Genomic DNA, 17,149 nt, shown 5'->3' with positions numbered 1-17,149 from the left:
CCGAGCTTAGGCCCGCCCTGCGGGTCGGGCGGCCTGTCGTCGTATGACCGACAGTCTTTCTTCCGCTACTCCACGCGATTGCTGGGAGGTGTGGCGACTGGTTCCCCGCCGGTCGTCGCGGGCGACGACGCGGACCGCCGGCGGGTGAGGATCACGCCGGTGAGGACCAGGGCGATCCCGGCCACGATCGCGGTCGTCACGGCCTCGCGGAGGATCACCCAGCCGAGGAGTACGGCGACGACGGGCAGCAGGTAGGTGACCACCGAGGCGGCGGTCGGCCCCTCGTCGTCGATGATGCGGTAGTTCAGCACGTAGGCGGCCCCGGTGCCGAGCACCCCGAGCACGAGCAGGCTCGCCACCGCGTCGAGCCGCCATTGCGGCGATGCCAGCCCGGCGAACGGCAGCGCCGGGACCAGGAGCACGGTGGCCGCGCCGAGTTGGGCCGCCGACAGCATGATCGGCGGGATTCCGCGTCCGGTCAGGAAGCGGCCCATGTAGACGTACCCGAGTCCGTAGCTTGCCGCTGCGGCCAGGCAGGCGATGCCGCCCCAGCTGGCGATTTCGCTCGCGGATTCCCACGGCGAGAAGATGACCACGACGCCGAGGAAGCCGAGGGCGAAGCCGGCGGCCTTCTTGACGGTGACGGCCCGGTCGACACCGACGAGGAACGCCAGCAGCAGCGTCCACAGTGGGGTGGTCGCGTTGAGCACCCCGGCCACGTTGGACCCGATCGTCTCCTCGGCGAGGCTGAACAGCAGATACGGTACGGCGTTGGCGACCAGGGCCGCGACGAACAGGTGACCCCAGAGCCGCCCCTGCCTCGGAAAGCGGAGCCCCCGGGACAGCGCGATCGGGGTCAGGACCAGGAAGCCGAGCAGAAGCCGGGCGAACACGATCTGCACCGGGTTGAAGCCCCGCAACGCGAGCTTGATCCAGAGGAAGCCGGAGCCCCACAGCAACGCGAGAGCGGCTATCCGGGCGACACCGGCCCGGCTGATCCGCTGCCGGTCAGTCTTCAATGGGGCACCTCGTGGTCCATGCCGTTCACGTCGGGGCGGGGGACGGTCCGCGTCATGTGGCGGCCTGGCTCTCAGGTGGTCAGTGCGGCGATGTGCGCTGCTGTGGTGAGTCGAAGCAGTGCCACAGCCTTGTCGTCGTGGCGCTTGTTGCGTGGCCAGCGTCGTCCGTCCATGTCGTCTTCCTCGGCCTCGTGCACGGTCTCAACCAACCGTGCCGGGTGCTGGTTGGCAAGTGTGATCGCCGCTTGCCAGGTGGCAGGCGTCTGGTATTTGTCGATTCCGTCTGAGACGCCGTCGGTCATCGTCAGGACGGCCGCGAGGTCACTGGCAGGCCACGTCGTACGGACGGCGTGACGAGCGGCCTCCGGCGCTGCCTCGACGATCCAGTAGCCACCAGGGCTGTTGCGGACTCGTCTCTGCGCGCCGACCAGCGCGGCCCACTCTGCGGCGTGGTGAAAGCCGAATCCGCCGCGTTGCCGTATTGCTCTGTGTAGGGCCATGTGCTGGTCGAGCGCTACCTGTGCGAGCCGTTCGTCGCGGACCTGGTGGATCTCGCCGGTACGGGTGAGGAGGACGACGGGGCTGTCTCCGAGGACCAGGACGTCGACGTCGTCTCCGGACCATCGGACGATGCTCACCGTCGTTGAGGGCGAGGCGCCGGGCCGCAGGCCGTGCAGGTCGCGGACGTGCTGGATCGTTTCGGCCAGCGCGTCGGCCAGGTCGGCATCGGAATGCTCGGTGAGGAGTTGCTGGAGGCGTCGCCCGACCCGCTCGGCGATCCACCCGCCGTCACGGGTGCTCGCCTCGGGTTGCGACGCACCGTCGAGCACGATGACCGCGTTGGACGTGGTGAAGACGCGGTCCTCGGTGGGGCGGTTCCGGCCGGGCCGCTCGGCGGTGACTACTTCCGGTCGTGGATTCGTGGCGGACATACGAGTTCGCTCCTGGTCACGGTGTCACCGTCGTGTTCGCTGCGGACGACCATCGAGAAACGCTGAGTGCCCACGTGGGCGTAGAGGTCGGGCAGGTTGCGGGCGAGGTAGTCGATCGCGCCGACCGAACCGAGCGCATGCACTCCCGCGACGACGAAGATGCTCTCTTCGTCGCTCAGGGCGAGGCGGCCGACGTAGGCGACATCGGCCCATCGTGGCGTGGCAGGGTCGTCCATCGGTGACTCGTAGACGCGGCTGCCGTCGCGTTCCCGGATGGTCCACCGGCCGGCATCGTCGGGCTCGAACGTCAGCACCGGGTCGGACGCGACGGCCCGGGCGGTGACCGGTGACGATTTCGGCCCGCAGATCGCGGCGACATCGCCTCGGGGCTGCCAGCGGCCGTCCGGCGGAATGTGGAGGTGGTCCACCTGGAATGCCAGTTCGGTGAGGAGCTTCGTCAGTAGGTCGGCGGCGCGGGCGTCCTCGGACGAGATCACCGGCAGCGCGCGGTCGGGCAACGCCCGCAGCGGTACGGCGACCGTCACCGGACCGACGCCGAAGAACGCCCGCTCGGCAGGAGGTGCTGTCTGCCGGATCTGGGTGATGCGCCCTCGGGTGAGTCCGAGTTCCTTGGCGATGGCGCTGAACGAGAGACCCTGGTCCGCCGCCGCCCGGTTGATCGCCTCCCGGCGCAGTCTCGCCAGCTCGACCGCCCGCTGCTGGTAGACGGCCATGAGTTCGCCGGCGAGCTTGGCCTGCCGGAGCGGGTCGGCTTCACGTCGTACCCGCTCGAAGCCGTCATCAGTCTCCACACGCGGAGTTTAGGACCCCTTGACACCCCTGGTAGGACGAGTAGCCTTGCTTATACCCGCTAAGCACCGAAGCGGTTCAGGTGCGCGGCCTTTGTTTAGAGGGGGTAAGCGTGGGTGCTGCCCTTCGTCGAGTCGGCTCCGACTCGTGAGATCAGCGGCAACTGTCCAGAGTGCGAGCCCCCGACCTGGAGTCGGAGCCGATCGGGAATGCGTGGCAGCGGTGCTGTCCGCATCGAGATCCGGGGTCATCGGTCCCCGGTTACCTGTGGAGGTGTGATGTCCGGCACTCATCGTCGATGTGGTTGGTTCTCGTCCTGGCGGGCTCGACGGCGTGCACCGTCGCGACCCGGCCGGCACAGCGCCCCGACGAGTCCGCCCAGGGCCGCTGCCCCGCCCGCGCCGTGCTGGTCGGTCGGGGTGACCCGCGAGCTGCCCGCGCTGCGGTGTGCCCCGCTGCTGACGGTCGGCCAGGCGCGTCGGGGCAACGTCGGGCGGTGGTCGCGATGACCCGTACCGGAGGATCGGTCACCGCCGCCACCCACCCACGGTGGTGTGCCCCCGAGCGCTGTGGTCATCTGGTCCCGCCGGTGGTGCCGCACCTGGCCCGCCGCCATCGTGGCCCGATGCTCCGGGTCGGCCGGAGTCGGGCGGCCGGCGTCGTCGCGACGTACCTCATCAGCGGGGCGGTCCCGGGTGAGCCGCTCGTCGCCGTGCACGTGGCGTGCCGGGCCGGCAACGCCTGGGCCGAGTTGTCCCTGGCCCAGGCCGCCGAACTGGCCGGGCAGCTCCGTGACCTGCTGAGCAGTGCCGCCGACGACCCGGAAGCCGACGACCCGGACGCCGACCGGACCCACCCCGACCCGCAGGGGGACGGCGGGCAGGGGGACGGCGGTGAGTGAGGCGGGGCGGCCGGTGGTCTGCCCGGCGTGGTGCCGGGGGTGCGGGCCGAACGATCCGATGCACCGGGGGTTCCTCGCCACGGTGGGGCGGGAGCGGACCGGCTGGGTGAGCCTGCAACTGCTCGTCGACCGGTTCGTCCGGCGCGAGGCGGCGGTCAAGCTGGACGCGACCCGGTACGGCGTGAACCAGACCGTGCTGCTGTCGCCCGGTCAGGTCGACCGGCTCGTCGAGGAGCTGACCCAGGCGCGTCGGCTGATGCGGGCACCGGCCGGGCGGGCGGGGGAGGGGCGGTGAGCGGGGTCGGCCCGTAGCGTCGAGCCCCGGAGGCGTCGGCGAGGATCGCGGGCATGTCCAGCGACCGCTTCATGCGTATCCACAGCCCCGAGTTCCAGGCGATGGCCGCCCGGGTCCTGCAGGTCACCCAGCTCACGTCCCGGCTGAACAGCCTTCCGTTCGACGACGAGGCGGGCCGGGCGGAGTTGTTCGCGCAGATCCTCGGCCGACCGCTGCCGCCGAGGGTGACCATCTACCCGCCGTTCTACACCGACCACGGCCTGCGCCTGGAACTCGCCGAGCGGGTGTTCGTCAACCAGAACTGCACGTTCCTGGACTACGCCGGTATCCGGCTCGCCGAGGGTGTGCTGGTCGGCCCGAGGGTCACCTTCATCACCGGCGGTCACCCGGTCGATCCGCAGGAACGGCGGGAGTGGCTGACCGGTGCGCCCATCGACGTGGCCGAGAACGTGTGGATCGGGGCGGGCGCGACGATCCTGCCGGGCGTCAGCATCGGCCGGGACGCCGTGGTGGCGGCCGGCGCGGTGGTCGCCGACGACGTCCCGCCCGCCACCCTGGTCACCGGCCCCAAAGCGTCGGTACGCCGCCAGTGGTGACCCCCGCCCGCCTCGCCCGCGGGCCGGGGTGACCTCCACCCGCCTCGCCGACGGCCGGGGCTGAGCCTCCGCCACCCTCGCCGGTGGGCCGATGTAGTGGTGTCGGGCTGGCCGGATACCGATACCTCGGCCCGCTTGAGGTGATCATGCGCCCTGAGCGGCCCGGCCGGGTCGCGTCGCTGCCGGGGTGGCCTCGTGGCCGGGCATCCCGTGGGTACGCCGCCGCTGCTTCATCTCCGCCTCGTAGAGGTGCCGCCGGCCGCCGGCCAGCTTCTCCCGGGCGTACCGCTCGATCTCCTGGAACGTGGCGTAGTAGCCGTCGTCGAACTCCTCCACGATCTGGAACGTCCACCGGCCGGGCAGCAGGTTGCGCCCCAGCAGCTCCCGCGCGACCCGGTCGGCCACCTCGTCGTGCCCGGCCCCGCGCAGCAGCTCCACCACCCGGTCGAGGGTGAGATCCGCGCCGCCGACGAGCTGGTGCGCCGAGTAGAGGTGCCCGCGCACCCGGTGGACCGCCTCCAACGCCTCGCTCAGCTTGCCCAGCGCCTCGACCGTGGCGTCGTCGACCCCCGCCGGCCGGGCGTGCTCCTCGTCCACCGCACCGTTCTGACCTGCCATAACCCCCGACATACCCCCAAACCACCCCGACTATCCCCGCTCCGAGGTGGGCGGCCGTCCGGCGTCAGTCGGCCAGCCGGAACGCCAGTTGCGTCTCCCAGGTGTCGCGGTCCGGGTCGTCGTCCGGGCCGCTGTGGTAAATCTCCAGCCGGCAACCCCAGTGCTCGCCCGCGTCGGTGTCGTGGGCGTCCCAGCGCATCCCGTGCTGCTCCGCCCAGGCGAGGAACGCCCCGGTGACCGCCACCAGGTCGTCGGGGTCGCCGACGTGGGTGGTGGTGAGGTAGCGGCCGGCGGGGAGCACGTCGATGCGCATCGGCGCCTCGACGGCCACCTCGGCCCCGGCCGGCAGTGGCACCCCCGCCTCGATCTCCAGCTCACCCGCCATGTCGATCACGTGGTACCGGATGAAGTCCGGGCCGGGCGGGATGACCCCCTGGGCCGCCACCCACGCGATCAGCTCGGACAGGGTGCCGAAGAACCCGCCGATGGTCCGCATGGTGACCGACCGCCTGATCCCCACGTACGGCTGGGCTGCCCGCTCGATGATCACCGGCGTCACCGGTGGCTGCGATGTCATGGATTCACGACAGCATCCCGGTACGACAGTCATCGGTTCCAGCCTCGGATGGGAGGTGTTTCACCTGGTCGCGGCAGCTCGCCACCGTACGTGCGTTTTGTCGTTGATCTGGTGCGGAGTCCGTCGACTCCCGACAGGCCGCTTCCGTACCCGGCGAAATGAGCTATGGTGATCGATGTGACGGTTCCGGGAGCGGTGGTAGCGACCCTGGGTTGGGATGGTCGCCCGGCTACCTGGAAGGCGGCTCCGCGCCGTTAAAGATCGGGTTTGCGTCGATAGTGACATTGAGCGATTCGTGGAGGCTGTTACCCGTCCTGGTGCCGGTGATCTGGCACGGGGAGGTGACGGCGGTGGTCCGAACGGCGGAACCTGCCCGCTGCTCGGCCCAGCGCCGCTCTTCCCGCTTTTCTGGGTACCCGAGGTGTGGCACGATCGTGGAACCTCCACCATCCCCCGTGAACACTCTCTCGACAGGAGCAATCATGTCTGGTCGAAGGCTGGGCCGGCTGTTTGGCTCGCTCCTCGTGCTCGCCACCATCCTGGGTGGACTTGCCGTCGCCGGCATCCCCTCCGCCGACGGCAGCGCGCAGATGGCCGACGTCGTCTGGACCATGGGCACCGCGCGCTAAGCCCCTACGTCGTCCCCGCTCCCGGTGCCCTGGGGGCGACGTCTCTCAGGGAGAGGGTGGCGGATGGCCAGTCGAGATCAACGGCGTAAATCCACCGAACGCGCCTGGTTCATCACCGCACCCCTGGCCCTGTTGGCCATCGTCTTCAGCACCGCGATCGGTGTCCTGCGCCCCGAATTCGGGGAGTGGGGCCTGGCGTTCGTTCTGTTCGTGGCGATGACGGGGATCAGCATCCCGGTTCTCAACGTCATCGTCCGGCGTCAGTCGGTCGGGGTGACGTTGACCGAGGTGCCCCTCGTCGTCGCGCTCTTCTTCCTGCCACCGCTGACCGTGGTGTTGATCTACACGCTCTCCGTGCTGATCTGGAGCGCGTCGCACCGCTTCGCGCCGGCCAAGCTGTGGTTCAACGTGGCGAAGGCGGCGGCGGCCACCTCGCTGGCCGGGCTGCTCCTGCTGGCCCTGCCCCCGCTGGCCGGCGTCGGGCCGGGCACCTGGGGCATCCTCTTCCTCGCGGTCAACACGATCACCCTGGTCAGCCTGCTCTCGGTGGCCGGGGTGCACGTGCTGTTGCAGGGGTGGCAGGCCGGTCGGGAGGCGCTGCGCACCGCGCCCTCCGTCTTCCTCACCACCTCCATCAACGCCTCGGTCGGCCTGCTCGTCCTGATCGCCCTGAAGACCACCTGGTGGTCGGTGCTGCTGCTGGCCGCGTTGTTCGCGGCGCTGTTCCAGGTCTACCGGTCGTACTCGCAGTTCTTCCGGCAGCACCGCACCCTCACCGGCATGTACGACCTGACCCGGCTGCTCACCAACAGCGCCGAGGGGGCGATCGCGGACATCCTCCTCGACCGGGTACGCGGCCTGATGCAGGCCGAGTACGCCACCCTCTGGCTGCCCGCCCAGCGGCGGCACCCGGAGGTCCTGCTCACCGCCCGGGTGGACACCCCCGGCCTGCTCGACTTCGCACCCACCCCGATGGTCTTCCGGGAACAGGCCCGCGAGCTGGGCAAGACCCTGTCCATCGGCCGGCTGCTCGGCGACGACACCGCCCTGCGCCGCGAGGTGGGCGCCAAACAGGTCAAGGACGCCATCGTGGTGCCGCTGCGCTCCGGCCAGGCGGTGATCGGCACCCTGGAGGTCACCAACCGGCTCAGCGACATCGGGCACTTCACCACCAGCGACATCCCCGTCTTCGAGACCGTGGCCGCGCACGCCGCCGTCGCCCTGGAGAATTCCCGGCTGGTCGACCGGCTGCGCCACGACGCCTACCACGACGCGCTGACCACGCTGCCCAACCGGCGACGGATCACCGCCGCGCTGGCCGAGGCGGTCAAGATCCGTGCCCCCGGCGAGGTGGTCGCCGTGCTGCTCTTCGACGTGGACGGGCTGCGCCAGGTCAACGAGTCGTTGGGGCACGCGGCGGGGGACAAGGTCCTCGTCGAGGTGGCCGAGCGGCTGCGCGCCTGCGCCCCGTCGTCCGCCCTGGTGGGTCGGGCCGGCGGCGACGAGTTCCTGGTCACGCTGCGGCTGGAGAACGCCGAGGCGGCGCTGGAGCTGGCCGCCCAGCTCCGGGAGCAGATCCGCGACGAGATCGTCTTCGACGCGCTCACCCTCGACGTGGACACCGCGGTCGGGGTGGCGGTGCACCCGGACCACGGCAGCGACGCCGCCGTACTGTTGCAGCGGGTCGACCTGGCGGCCACCGCGGCCAAGGCGGTGCCGGGCAGCGTGCAGCTGTTCAATCCGGCGCTGGAGTCGCGGTCGCTGCGCCGGCTCGGGCTCGCCGGCGACCTGCGCCGCGCCCTCGACGAGGGCGAGCTGGAGGTCTACTTCCAGCCGAAGGTCACCCTGCGGGACCGCCGGCTGCTCGGGGTGGAGTGCCTCGCCCGCTGGGAGCACCCGGCGCACGGCACGGTCTCCCCGGAGGACTTCGTCGCGGTGGCCGAGCACACCGGCCAGCTCGGGCGGCTGACCGAGTTCGTCCTCCGCGAGGGGTTGCGGCGCAGCCGGGACTGGAGCCACACCGGGCAGCCGCTCGCGGTGGCGGTCAACATCGCGGCCCGCTCGCTGACCGACCGGCGCTTCCCGGACCGGGTGGGCGAGCTGCTGACCGAGTACGGCGTGCCGCCGCAGCTGCTCACCGTCGAGATCCCCGAGGCGGCGGTGCTGGACGGCACCGAGCGGCCGATCCCCACCCTGCGTCGGCTGCGGGACCTCGGGGTCCGGCTCGCGGTGGACGACTTCGGCACCGGTAACTCGTCGCTGGCCCAGCTGCGCCGGCTGCCGGTGCACGAGGTGAAGGTGGACCGGTCGTTCGTGCAGGGGATGGCGACCGATCCGGGTGACCTGGCGATCGTGAACGCGGTGGTGTCGCTGTCCCAGCAGTTCGGCCTGGCGGTGGTGGCCGAGGGGGTGGAGAGCGAGCTGACCCTCGAACTCCTCCAGGACATCGGCTGCGAGATCGGCCAGGGCTTCCTGTTCAGCCGGCCGCTGCCGTACGAGCGGCTGGAGGCCTGGTTCGGCGCCCAGGTGGACCAGGAGGCGACCGGGTCGGGCGTGCTCCCCAGGCTGCGTGCCGTGCTCTGAGCTGCGCTGATGCGGCACCCGGGGATCCGGTTTCACCCCCGGCGCGGTGCCGTGTAATGTATCCCCTGCGCGACACCCTCCGGGGTGATCGGGTAGGCCCCCTTAGCTCAGTCGGCAGAGCGTCTCCATGGTAAGGAGAAGGTCTACGGTTCGATTCCGTAAGGGGGCTCAGAGGGTCCGGCTGGACCCGCCTGCGGCGGTGTAGCTCAGATGGCAGAGCAAGCGGCTCATAATCGCTGTGTCGCCGGTTCAAGTCCGGCCACCGCTACTCTCGTCCTCCGGGCTCATCCCCGGCGGCCGGTGGGACGGGCGCCACTGGCGCCCGCTTTGCATGTCCAGGCATCGTCCGCGTAGGCTGATGCGCTGTAGTTGATATCCGTAGCGAGGAAGGCACTCCGCCGTGGCGAAGGCGACCGATGTCCGGCCGAAGATCACTTTGGCGTGTGTGGAGTGCAAGGAGCGCAACTACATCACGCGCAAGAACCGCCGTAACGACCCGGACCGCATCGAGCTGAAGAAGTTCTGCCCCCGGGACGGCAAGCACACGGTCCACCGCGAGACCCGCTGACCCTCGGCCGGTCCCGCGCCGGCCCGGTCCGCAGCGACAACCCGAACGCCGATCCGCACGGATGGCGCGGCCTGAGAGCCGCCCGCCCGTACGGGTCGGCGTTCGTGCGTCCCGTGTAGGTTCGGCGGCATGTCCCTGGACCCGTCCTTCGTCGGCCGGACGTATCCGCCGACGGCCCCCTACCAGGTGGGCCGAGAAAAGATCCGTGAGTTCGCCACCGCCATCGGCGCCACCGACCCGGCCCACCACGACCCGGAGGCGGCGCGTGCCCTCGGCCACCCGGACGTGGTCGCCCCGCCCACCTTTCCGATCGTGCTCACCATGGCCGCCAGCCGGCAGATCGTCGACGACCCGGCACTCGGGGTCGACTACAGCCGGGTGGTCCACGGCGACCAGCGCTTCGCCTACACCCGCCCGGTGGTCGCCGGGGACGAGCTGGTCTGCGTGAACACCGTCGAGGAGATCACCTCCCGTAGCGGGCACGGCTTCCTGACCACCCGCACCGATGTGACCACCGTGGCCGGCGAGCCGGTGGTCGCCGTCTGGTCCAAGCTCGTTGTACGTGGGGAGTCCTGACGTGGAACTGTCGACCCGGACGTACCGGGTGACCCGGGCGGACCTGGTCCGCTACGCGGGCGCCTCGGGCGACTTCAACCCGATCCACTGGAACGACCGGACGGCCACCGCGGTGGGCCTGCCGGGGGTCATCGCCCACGGCATGTTCACCATGGCGCTGGTCGGCCGGGCGGTCGCCGAGTGGGCCGGAGCGCCCGACGCGGTGGTCGACTTCGGGGTGCGGTTCACCCGGCCGGTGGTCGTCCCGGACGACGACGAGGGTGCCGAGATCACCGTCGACGCGGTGGTCAAGGAGGTCACCGAGGCGGGACTGACCAGGCTCGATGTCACCGCGCGGTGCGGTGGTGAGAAGGTGCTCTCGCAGGCGCGGGCGACCGTCCGGACGGCCGGCTGACCGGTCGGCGGAAGCTGTCGGGCGGGACCGGTTGGGAAAGTCGGGGCGCTACCCGTACACTGGTCCGCCGTGGGGCAAGTAACCCCTGTTCGGCCCGTTGGGGCCGGATGGGGCGAGCGTTGCCGCACAGGGGTGTAGCTCAATTGGCAGAGCAGCGGTCTCCAAAACCGCAGGCTGCAGGTTCAAGTCCTGTCACCCCTGCGCCTCAGGCCTGACCGTTCCCGTGGGTCGCGCCGCCGCAAGGCGGCGTCCGGCCCGTGGTGGTGGCACCGGCGGGGTGGTTCCGAGGCGACTCGGGGCACTTCGTCCGGTCCGCCGGCCGCGGCCCGTCGCGGGACGGTGTGGCCCGGCCGGCGTGACCAGCGCGCCGCGTACGCCGCCCGGCGTACGAACCGACATCCCGCGACGGAGGGCGAAGTGGCCGAGAGCAAGCGGCGCGGCGAGGACGCCGGCGACGACGGTCTGCGCGACGAGCGTGACGAGGTCGTCGACGAGGTGACCGCCGACAGCGACGCCACCGACGACGACGCCACCGACGCGGACGAGCCGGTATCCCGGGGCGGCACCGCGACCCGGTCGCGGACCCGCGCGGGCGCGGCCGACAGCAAGCCGAAGACCCGGAACGAGACCGACCGGGTGGGGCCGTTCGCCCGCGTCGCGCGTTTCTTCCGCGAGGTGGTCGCCGAACTGCGTAAGGTCATCTGGCCGACCCGCAAGGAACTGCTGACCTACACGGCCGTGGTGGTCACCTTCGTCGCGGTGATGCTGACGATCGTGGGCCTTCTCGACTTCGCGTTCGCGAAGGGCGTGCTGTGGGTCTTCGGCAGCCCCAGCTGACCGGCCGACTGAGCCGATAGTGACGGAAGTGAGCAAGCGTGCCTGAGTACGACGAGACCGCCGAGACCACGGACGACCAGTCCACGGTCGCGACGGCGGCGAGTGACGAGTCGGTCGAGGCCGCCAGCGAGCCGGAGTTCCCGACCACGGAACCGGAGCCCGACGAGGACTACGACCCGGTCGCCGAGCTGCGCCAGAAGCTGCGCTACGCGCCCGGCGACTGGTACGTGGTGCACTCGTACGCCGGCTACGAGAACAAGGTCAAGACCAACCTCGAGACCCGGATCATCTCCCTCGACATGGAGGAGTACATCTACCAGGTCGAGGTGCCGACCCGGGAAGAGGTCGAGGTCAAGAACGGCAAGCGTTCGCAGATCCAGGCCAAGGTCTTCCCCGGCTACATCCTGGTCCGGATGGAGCTGACCGCTGAGTCCTACTCGTGCGTGCGCAACACGCCGGGGGTCACCGGCTTCGTGGGGGCCACCGACCGGGCCGACCGGCCGGCGCCGCTGAGCCTCGACGAGGTGATCAAGTGGCTCGCCCCGGCGGTCGAGACCGAGCAGAAGAAGGCCAAGCCCGAGGTCAGGGTCCTCGACTTCGAGGTCGGTGACTCGGTCACCGTCACCGACGGCGCGTTCGCCTCGCTGCCGGCGACGATCAGCGAGATCAACGCCGATCAGCAGAAGCTCAAGGTGCTGGTGTCGATCTTCGGTCGGGAGACCCCGGTCGAGCTGAACTTCAACCAGGTCGCCAAGATCTGACGACGTTCCCCGTCGCCGGCGGTGGGCAGCGGCCCGCCGCCGGCGACGGCGTTTCCACCCCGCGTGGACCTCGGCGCAGAGGGTCACCGGGCGCTGCGCTACTCTTGAACGTCGCCGCTCTGGCTCCGCGCTGACCGTGCGCGCCCAGGGCCGGCACCTTTCCCAGTTCCAAGCCCCAGGAAGTGACATGCCTCCGAAGAAGAAGCTCGTCAAGACGTTCACGCTTCAGCTGAAGGCGGGCCAGGCGACTCCGGCTCCGCCGGTGGGCCCCGCGCTCGGTCAGCACGGCGTGAACATCATGGAGTTCTGCAAGTCCTACAACGCGCAGACCGAGTCCCAGCGGGGCGACATCGTCCCCGCCGAGATCAGCGTGTACGAGGACCGCTCCTTCACCTTCGTCCTGAAGACCCCGCCCGCCGCCCGGCTGCTGCTCAAGGCCGCCGGTGTGGAGAAGGGCTCCGGCGTGCCGCAGAGCCAGAAGGTCGGCTCGGTGAGCCAGGCCCAGGTGCGCGAGATCGCCGAGAAGAAGATGGTCGACCTCAACGCCAACGACATCGACCAGGCTGCGAAGATCATCGCCGGCACCGCCCGGTCGATGGGCATCGTCGTCAACGACTGACCCCGCGGTCGGTCCCCAAGATCAGTTCGTGGGAGGGTGCGCGTCCACCGCGGCCCGCCAGAGACCACAGGAGTAACCCGAGATGCAGCGCAGCAAGACGTACCGCAAGGCCGCCGAGGCCATCGACAAGTCCAAGCTCTACACCCCGGCCGAGGCGGTCAAGCTCGCCAAGGACACCACCAACGCCAAGTTCGACGCCACGGTCGAGGTCGCCATGCGCCTCGGCGTCGACCCCCGCAAGGCGGACCAGATGGTCCGTGGCGTGGTCAACCTGCCGCACGGCACCGGTAAGACCGCCCGCGTGATCGTCTTCGCCGCCGGCGCGAAGGCCGAGGAGGCCGTCGCCGCCGGTGCCGACGAGGTGGGCACGGACGAGCTGGTCGCCCGGATCCAGGGCGGCTGGCTGGACTTCGACGCGGCGATCGCCACGCCGGACCAGATGGCCAAGATCGGCCGGATCGCGCGGATCCTGGGCCCGCGCGGTCTGATGCCGAACCCGAAGACCGGCACGGTGACCATGGACGTCACCAAGGCCGTCTCGGACATCAAGGGCGGCAAGATCACCTTCCGGGTGGACAAGCACTCCAACCTGCACCTGATCATCGGCAAGGCCTCGTTCTCCGAGACCCAGCTGATCGACAACTACGCCGCGGTGCTGGACGAGGTCATCCGGGTCAAGCCGTCCGCCGCCAAGGGCAAGTACCTCAAGAAGGTCACCCTGGCCACCACGATGGGTCCGGGTGTCCCGGTCGACCCGAACGTGGTGAAGAACTTCCAGGAGACCGGCGCCGAGGGCTGAGCCCGGATTCTCCCGCGAAGGTGCCCCGCCACGGACAGTGGCGGGGCACCTTCCGTCTGTCCGGGTGTGGCAGGGTCGCCCCATGAGACTGGAGGACGTGCGGCTCCGCTACCACCGGGGCGGCCCCTGGGTGCTGCGCGGCGTCACCACCCGGCTCGACCCGGGCGAGGTGGCGGTGGTGCTCGGCCGCAACGGCGCGGGCAAGTCGACCCTGCTGCAACTCTGCGCCGGGGTGTTGCGGCCGGTCCGGGGCCGGGTGGTCGACCGGCCCCGGCACGTGGGTTGGGTGCCCGAGCGGTTCCCCGCCGACCAGCCCTTCACGGTGTCCCGCTACCTGGTCGGCATGGGCCGGATCGCCGGTCTGGGCCGGGCCGACGCCGACCGGGCCGCCGACCGGTGGACCGACCGGCTGGGGCTGGCCCCGTTCCGGGCGGTCCGCCTGCCCGACCTGTCCAAGGGCACCGCGCAGAAGGTCGGCCTGGCCCAGGCGATGCTGCGCACCCCGGGCCTGCTGGTCCTCGACGAGCCCTGGGAGGGGCTGGACGCCGCCGCCCGGGGCCTAGTGCCGGAGCTGGTCGACGAGGTACTGGCCGGCGGGGGAGCGGTACTGGTCAGCGACCACCGGGGCGAGACGGTCCGACTCCCCGACGCCCGGCACTGGGCGCTGGCCGACGGCGTGGTCACCGAGGAGCCGACCGCCGGAGCACCGGCCGTCGCGGTGGTCGAGGTCGCGGTGCCGGCCGCGCGGCTGGCCGGCACCGTCGCCCGGTTGCGCGCCGACGGCCACCACGTCCTGCGGGTACGCGAACCCGCTGCCCCGCCCCCGCGGGCCGCCCCGCCCCCGCCCCCGCGGGCGGCTGCGCCGCCGGTCCCCGTCCCCCCGTCGCCTCCGCAGGATCCGCCGCCGCCCGCCGCCCAGACGGGTGGTGACCCGGTACGGGACGACCGGCCGGGTGGTGATGCGGTACAGGACGGTCGGCCGGGTGGTGACCCGGTGCGGGACAGCGGGCCGGGTGGTGACCCGGTACGGGACGACCGGCCGGGTGGTGGCCCGGTACAGGACGGTCGGCCGGGGGAGGTGGCCCGGTGAGCGCGCTGGTCCGGATGCGGTTGGCCGGCTTCCTGCGTACCGGACGGGCGCTCGCGCCGCTGCTGGCCGGCCTGCTCGTCCTCGGCATCCTGTACGGCGGCGGTCGGGCCCGGCCGGCGGAGGGGTACGGCGTCTGCGCCGTGGTGCTCTTTCCGGTGCTGGCCTGGCAGACCAAGATCCTGCTGGACGTCGAGCCGGACGTTCAGCGCCGGATGGCGCAGGTCCTGCTCGGCCCGGCCCGGGACCGGGCCGCCGGGCTGCTCGCGGCGATGGTGGCGGGGTTCGGCACGATCCTGGTGGCGCTGGTCTTCCCGTGGCTGGTCGGCGGGATGGCCGTGCCGGGTCCGGACGACCTGCCGCTGTCTGTCGCGCTCACCCTCGGGCTCTGGGCGCACCTGCTTGCTCTGCTGCCCGCCACAGCGGTGGGCGCACTCGCCAGCCGCGCCCTGACCCGCAGCGCAGGGTACGGCGTCGCGGTGCTCTCGGTGGCCGTGGTCGGCACCCTCGCGCTGGGCCTGCGTGACTCGGTGGCGCCGTGGCTCGTGCCACCGGTGCTGGCGACCGCCCGGGCACTCGGCGGGCCCCTGTCCGCCGGAACCGCCCTGTTCCTCTCCGGCTGGGCCATCGCCTGGACGGGGCTGGCACTGGCCGGCTACGCCTGGCGGCGGCGGACCAGCCCCTGACACCGACCTGGCCGACCCGGCAGGCGCCGGCCAACCACCTCGCCAAGCGATCCGACTCGGCTCCCTGGTCCGGGTCGCCTGGTCCGGGCCGGGGACTGGGTCACCTGGCCATGCCACCGGTCGAGGCGTCTCGCCGGCCCGCCCCGACGGTCTCGGTCGTGTGCCCGTATCAAGGTCGTGCTGGATCCAGGATGTAGTGGTGTCCGCCGTCGATGAAGGCCACTACAACCATGAAGTTGTGCGATCTTGCCGGGGCGAGGCCGGGGGTGAGGGGTACAGGGCGGGGGTGATTTGGCGTTGGGTGGGCACGTCGCGTAACCTGGGCCGGTAGTTCCACCCAGAGACCGCTGGTCACCGTGCCCCGGCACGGTCGAAGGCTCCGCGACGACGGGCGACCCGCGCAGGGCGGTAAGCGTAATACGGTTCCTCGCCGTGGTCCGCCGACCACGGTGACCGGTCCGGCCCTCGCCCCGCGCGCCCTGCGCCGGGGCTTTTTCGTTGTCGTGACGCCTCCGGTGCCGTCGCCGAGCCCCGTGCTCCCCGACGGCGACCAGCTCCGAGTAACGAGAGAGGAGGGACATGGCGGACAAGCCGATCCGGGCCGACAAGGCCACGGCCGTCGCTGAGCTGACCGAGAGCTTCCGTACCTCGGGCGCCGCGGTGCTCACCGAGTACCGTGGTCTGACGGTTTCCCAGCTCACCCAGCTGCGGCGCTCGCTCGGCAAGGAGACCACCTACACGGTCGCGAAGAACACGCTGGCCAAGCGTGCCGCGACCGAGGCGGGCATCTCCGGCCTCGACGAGCTGTTCACCGGTCCTACCGCGCTGACTTTCGTTTCGGGCGACGTCGTCGAGGCGGCGAAGGGTCTTCGCGACTTCGCGAAGGCCAACCCGAAGCTCGTCATCAAGGGCGGTGTCTTCGAGGGCCGGGCCATTTCCGCGGCCGAGGTCACGAAGCTCGCCGACCTGGAGTCCCGTGAGGTGCTGCTGGCCAAGCTGGCCGGCGCGATGAAGGGCAACCTGAGCAAGGCCGCGGCCCTGTTCCAGGCACCGCTCTCCAAGGCCGCCCGTGCGGCGGCCGCCCTGGCGGACAAGAAGCGCGAGCAGGAGGGCGCCGAGGCGGCCTGAGGCCCTCCCGGCGCACCACGTTCTTAATTTTCATTGCGAGAAAGGACGCCAGACATGGCGAAGCTCAGCACCGACGAGCTGCTCGACGCGTTCAAGGAGATGACGCTGATCGAGCTCTCTGAGTTCGTGAAGCAGTTCGAGGAGACCTTCGAGGTCACCGCCGCCGCTCCGGTCGCGGTCGCCGCCGCCGGTGGCGCCGGTGGCGCCGCCGCTGCCCCGGCCGAGGAGGAGAAGGACGAGTTCGACGTCATCCTCGAGGCCGACGGTGGCAAGAAGATCCAGGTCATCAAGGTCGTGCGTGAGCTGACCGGCCTGGGCCTCAAGGAGGCCAAGGACGCGGTCGAGGCCGCGCCCAAGGCGATCCTGGAGAAGGTCAACAAGGACACCGCCGAGAAGGCGAAGGCCAAGCTCGAGGGCGAGGGCGCCAAGGTCACCCTCAAGTGACCTGAGGCCGGCCTCGGGTCGGCTTCGGCGCGTGCCCGGCTCGGGTGAGTTGTGGCACACCGCACCATGACGGGCGGTGATCCGGGAACGGATCACCGCCCGTTGCGCTTGGTGACTCCGGGTATCAGTGGTGTGAGCAGGGTGTTCGCACCCGTGGTGCGACGCCGTGGTCACGCCGCGCATAGTCCGTCAGTGGGAAACCCAGCGTTCAGCCGGGATGAGGCTCTTGACGTGGCCCGACCTGCCAGGCACGCTGACACCAGCAAGACCTTCCGCGCTTGCGACGGCCA

At 71.0% G+C, this 17,149-nt stretch carries 21 protein-coding genes and 3 tRNA genes; 19 read left to right on the top strand and 5 right to left on the bottom strand.

Translation table 11 applies throughout. The features are described 5' to 3' along the window. Window positions 1-65: 65 nt before the first annotated feature. The 3 genes from O7612_RS26705 to O7612_RS26695 form a co-directional block, all read right to left on the bottom strand. On the bottom strand, window positions 66-1,019 hold the full coding sequence (locus O7612_RS26705; RefSeq protein ID WP_282268394.1) for a DMT family transporter: 954 nt from the start codon (window positions 1,017-1,019) through the stop codon (window positions 66-68). A 71-nt stretch (window positions 1,020-1,090) separates the two neighbouring features. Next, window positions 1,091-1,951: a protein phosphatase 2C domain-containing protein gene (locus O7612_RS26700; protein ID WP_282268392.1), complete on the bottom strand. Its 861-nt coding sequence runs from the start codon at window positions 1,949-1,951 to the stop codon at window positions 1,091-1,093. Beyond that, window positions 1,921-2,763, bottom strand: coding sequence for a hypothetical protein (locus tag O7612_RS26695; protein ID WP_282268390.1), 843 nt, complete (start codon window positions 2,761-2,763; stop codon window positions 1,921-1,923). Before O7612_RS26695 ends, O7612_RS26700 begins: the two co-directional genes overlap by 31 nt. A gap of 503 nt (window positions 2,764-3,266) precedes the next feature. On the opposite strand from O7612_RS26695, the gene O7612_RS26690 reads away from it, so the two are divergent. From O7612_RS26690 to O7612_RS26680, 3 genes are read left to right on the top strand one after another with little or no spacing between them, the layout of a single operon-like run. After that, entirely contained in the window at window positions 3,267-3,662 is a 396-nt protein-coding gene (locus O7612_RS26690) for a hypothetical protein (RefSeq protein ID WP_282268388.1), read from the top strand. Further along, a complete protein-coding gene (locus O7612_RS26685) occupies window positions 3,655-3,957 on the top strand; it encodes a precorrin-4 C11-methyltransferase (protein WP_282268387.1) in 303 nt (100 codons plus the stop codon). Before O7612_RS26690 ends, O7612_RS26685 begins: the two co-directional genes overlap by 8 nt. 53 nt (window positions 3,958-4,010) lie before the next feature. Next, a complete protein-coding gene (locus O7612_RS26680) occupies window positions 4,011-4,553 on the top strand; it encodes a DapH/DapD/GlmU-related protein (RefSeq protein WP_282268385.1) in 543 nt (180 codons plus the stop codon). 144 nt (window positions 4,554-4,697) lie between these two features. Here O7612_RS26680 and O7612_RS26675 read toward each other — a convergent pair whose 3' ends face one another. Both O7612_RS26675 and O7612_RS26670 read right to left on the bottom strand, forming a co-directional pair. Further along, complete coding sequence (locus O7612_RS26675; RefSeq protein ID WP_282268383.1) at window positions 4,698-5,171, bottom strand: hypothetical protein; 474 nt, start codon at window positions 5,169-5,171, stop codon at window positions 4,698-4,700. A 64-nt stretch (window positions 5,172-5,235) separates the two neighbouring features. After that, on the bottom strand, window positions 5,236-5,748 hold the full coding sequence (locus O7612_RS26670) for a GyrI-like domain-containing protein (RefSeq protein WP_282268382.1): 513 nt from the start codon (window positions 5,746-5,748) through the stop codon (window positions 5,236-5,238). A 482-nt stretch (window positions 5,749-6,230) separates the two neighbouring features. On the opposite strand from O7612_RS26670, the gene O7612_RS26665 reads away from it, so the two are divergent. The 16 genes from O7612_RS26665 (at window position 6,231) to rplL (ending at window position 16,859) form a co-directional block, all read left to right on the top strand. Continuing rightward, window positions 6,231-6,377 (top strand): hypothetical protein, encoded by a 147-nt coding sequence (locus O7612_RS26665; RefSeq protein ID WP_282268381.1) that lies wholly within the window; start codon window positions 6,231-6,233, stop codon window positions 6,375-6,377. A gap of 63 nt (window positions 6,378-6,440) precedes the next feature. Continuing rightward, complete coding sequence (locus O7612_RS26660) at window positions 6,441-8,960, top strand: bifunctional diguanylate cyclase/phosphodiesterase (protein ID WP_282268380.1); 2,520 nt, start codon at window positions 6,441-6,443, stop codon at window positions 8,958-8,960. Window positions 8,961-9,056: 96 nt separating this feature from the next. Then, window positions 9,057-9,129 (top strand) — tRNA-Thr (locus O7612_RS26655). A 26-nt stretch (window positions 9,130-9,155) separates the two neighbouring features. Beyond that, window positions 9,156-9,228 (top strand) — tRNA-Met (locus O7612_RS26650). Between the two features lie 132 nt (window positions 9,229-9,360). Continuing rightward, window positions 9,361-9,528 carry a 50S ribosomal protein L33 gene (gene rpmG, locus O7612_RS26645; protein ID WP_013288652.1) on the top strand — a complete coding sequence of 56 codons (168 nt, stop codon included), beginning with the start codon at window positions 9,361-9,363 and terminating at the stop codon, window positions 9,526-9,528. A 129-nt stretch (window positions 9,529-9,657) separates the two neighbouring features. Further along, window positions 9,658-10,104 (top strand): MaoC family dehydratase N-terminal domain-containing protein, encoded by a 447-nt coding sequence (locus O7612_RS26640; RefSeq protein WP_282268376.1) that lies wholly within the window; start codon window positions 9,658-9,660, stop codon window positions 10,102-10,104. A gap of 1 nt (window position 10,105) precedes the next feature. Then, a complete protein-coding gene (locus tag O7612_RS26635) occupies window positions 10,106-10,498 on the top strand; it encodes a MaoC/PaaZ C-terminal domain-containing protein (RefSeq protein WP_282268374.1) in 393 nt (130 codons plus the stop codon). A gap of 128 nt (window positions 10,499-10,626) precedes the next feature. Continuing rightward, window positions 10,627-10,699: transfer RNA gene (locus tag O7612_RS26630), tRNA-Trp, on the top strand. A 216-nt stretch (window positions 10,700-10,915) separates the two neighbouring features. After that, entirely contained in the window at window positions 10,916-11,335 is a 420-nt protein-coding gene (gene secE, locus O7612_RS26625) for a preprotein translocase subunit SecE (RefSeq protein WP_282268372.1), read from the top strand. Window positions 11,336-11,373: 38 nt separating this feature from the next. After that, the gene (gene nusG / locus O7612_RS26620; RefSeq protein ID WP_067301371.1) at window positions 11,374-12,096 is read left to right on the top strand and encodes a transcription termination/antitermination protein NusG; all 723 of its coding nucleotides are present in this window, start codon (window positions 11,374-11,376) and stop codon (window positions 12,094-12,096) included. Between the two features lie 187 nt (window positions 12,097-12,283). Continuing rightward, window positions 12,284-12,715: a 50S ribosomal protein L11 gene (rplK, locus tag O7612_RS26615; RefSeq protein ID WP_067301374.1), complete on the top strand. Its 432-nt coding sequence runs from the start codon at window positions 12,284-12,286 to the stop codon at window positions 12,713-12,715. Between the two features lie 82 nt (window positions 12,716-12,797). Next, complete coding sequence (gene rplA / locus O7612_RS26610; RefSeq protein ID WP_282268369.1) at window positions 12,798-13,514, top strand: 50S ribosomal protein L1; 717 nt, start codon at window positions 12,798-12,800, stop codon at window positions 13,512-13,514. 82 nt (window positions 13,515-13,596) lie between these two features. Further along, window positions 13,597-14,604 (top strand): ATP-binding cassette domain-containing protein, encoded by a 1,008-nt coding sequence (locus tag O7612_RS26605; protein WP_282268367.1) that lies wholly within the window; start codon window positions 13,597-13,599, stop codon window positions 14,602-14,604. Beyond that, the gene (locus O7612_RS26600; RefSeq protein ID WP_282268365.1) at window positions 14,601-15,287 is read left to right on the top strand and encodes a hypothetical protein; all 687 of its coding nucleotides are present in this window, start codon (window positions 14,601-14,603) and stop codon (window positions 15,285-15,287) included. Before O7612_RS26605 ends, O7612_RS26600 begins: the two co-directional genes overlap by 4 nt. Before the next feature lie 579 nt (window positions 15,288-15,866). Further along, the gene (gene rplJ, locus O7612_RS26595; protein WP_067301385.1) at window positions 15,867-16,415 is read left to right on the top strand and encodes a 50S ribosomal protein L10; all 549 of its coding nucleotides are present in this window, start codon (window positions 15,867-15,869) and stop codon (window positions 16,413-16,415) included. 54 nt (window positions 16,416-16,469) lie between these two features. After that, window positions 16,470-16,859, top strand: a complete 390-nt coding sequence (gene rplL / locus O7612_RS26590) for a 50S ribosomal protein L7/L12 (RefSeq protein ID WP_067301388.1) — start codon at window positions 16,470-16,472, stop codon at window positions 16,857-16,859. The last annotated feature ends 290 nt before the right edge of the window (window positions 16,860-17,149 follow it).

The sequence above is a fragment of the Micromonospora sp. WMMD987 genome (genome assembly GCF_029581435.1).
Lineage (GTDB): Bacteria > Actinomycetota > Actinomycetes > Mycobacteriales > Micromonosporaceae > Micromonospora > Micromonospora rifamycinica.
Note: the sequence above shows the minus strand (reverse complement) of the source record. Positions and strands in the feature narration are given on the sequence as shown.